1 protein-coding gene is annotated in these 1,587 nt (G+C 74.4%); it reads right to left on the bottom strand.

Annotation, left to right across the window (positions count from 1 at the left end):
- On the bottom strand, positions 1-1,521 hold a 1,521-nt coding region (locus tag ACFVIM_RS25335), incomplete at its 3' end, for a tetratricopeptide repeat protein (protein WP_384305483.1).
- Positions 1,522-1,587 lie beyond the last annotated feature (66 nt).

The following is a 1,587-nucleotide window of genomic DNA, read 5'->3' as shown; positions in this document are numbered from 1 at the left end:
TGAGAGGGAGAGATCGCGCCGGGCGGTGAGGGTGTTGGGGTGGTCGGGGCCGAGGACGCGTTCGGTGTCGGTGTGGACCTGTTCGGCGAGGGTGAGGGCGTCGTAGACACGTCCGCTGTTGCGGAGCGCGACGGCGAGGTGGTGGCCGTGGGTGAGGGTGTCCGGGTGCTCCGCCCCGAGCAGGGCCACACTCCGCGCGGCGACGCCCTCCCAGTGCTCGACGGCGGAGCCGTACAGACCCGCGTCGAGGTAACTGCTCCCGGCCCGGTCCAGGACCGGGTGGGCACCGCTCCGCCGGAGCTGGTCGCCCGTGGCGGCCTCCAGCGTTCCGACGTTGGCGCGCAGCAGGGCGGCGAACCCGGCCCGGCCCCGCTCGACGCGCGGCCAGACGGCCACCAGGGCGTCGGCGGCGGCCCGCGCGGCGGACTCAAGCCGGTCCTCGTCCAGGGTGGCGCGGATCGCGCGGGCGGCCAGAGGGTGGATACGGACCATCGGGACCGGCGCGTCGGGCTCGTGGACGATGAGGGCGTAACCGTGGAGGAAGCCCAGCGCTGAGCGCAGCTCGCTCGCGTCCGGCCGGGGCCCGATGGGGCGCTGTCGATCCGTCCCGTACCAGCGGAGGCGGGCGAGGTGTTCGAGGGGAGCGTCCGTCTGCCAGAGCGCTTCGGGGTGACCGTCCGGATCGAGGAGAGCCGTGATGGCGAGGACGGTGTCGACGAGCCCTGTCGGATCGGCCCTGCGGGCTGAGTCCAAGGAGAGCTGCAGCGCTGTCGCGATGGCGGGCCAGCCGCGCCCCGCGTCCGTCCACTCGGGTAGTGACTCGTCCAGCCGGAGCTGGTGGTCCGACAGCCGGCTCAGATAGGCGGAGGTGGTGATCCGGTCGCTGATCACACAGGCCGTCGCGAGCGTCACGGCCAGCGGCAGACAGCCCAGCGCCCGGGCGAACACCTCGGGTTGGTCGTCCAGCAACTGTTCCAGCCCTTCCGAGGCGAGCCGGGCGCGCACATAGGCGAGCGCCTCGTCGGGGGTGTAGGGGCCCACCGCCATCAGCAGGCACCCGTCCCAGGTCCACCCCCGACGGCGCCCACGGCGGGTGGTGACGAGGGTCAGGCCGGTGACCATGCCATCCGGTGGCCACCAGGGCCGGATGCCCTCCATGTCCATGAGGCCGTCCAGGACGACCAGCCAGCGCTTGTCGGTGGTGGCGAGCCAGCCGAGGAAGGCCCGCGCGTCGCCCTCCAGGCTCCGTCCGTCGGCCCCGGGAACGCCCACGCGCCGCGCCGCGCGCGCGAACTGGCCGATCACCGCCTGGAGGTCGGTGGCCGGGATCCACACCACGACCTCGGCGGAGTCGCCCGAGGGCGCGGCGGTGGCGTAGGAGGCGGCGAGCTGGGTCTTGCCGACCCCGGCCCCACCGGAGAGCACGAACCGGGTCGTGCCCTCGCGGCGGGCCGTGTCGATCGGCTCCCGGAGGGGCGTACGGGGCTGGAAACCGGCCGCCAGGGGCGGGGGCGTTCCCACGACGCGCCGGTGAGCGGGCGCGGAGCGGGTGTCGTCAGTGGTGATCGGGGGGAGGTCCGCCGGGAG

Source organism: Streptomyces sp. NPDC057638, assembly GCF_042800315.1.
GTDB lineage: Bacteria > Actinomycetota > Actinomycetes > Streptomycetales > Streptomycetaceae > Streptomyces.
The sequence above is the reverse complement of the archived record's forward strand: the minus strand, read 5'-3'. Positions and strand labels throughout refer to the sequence as shown.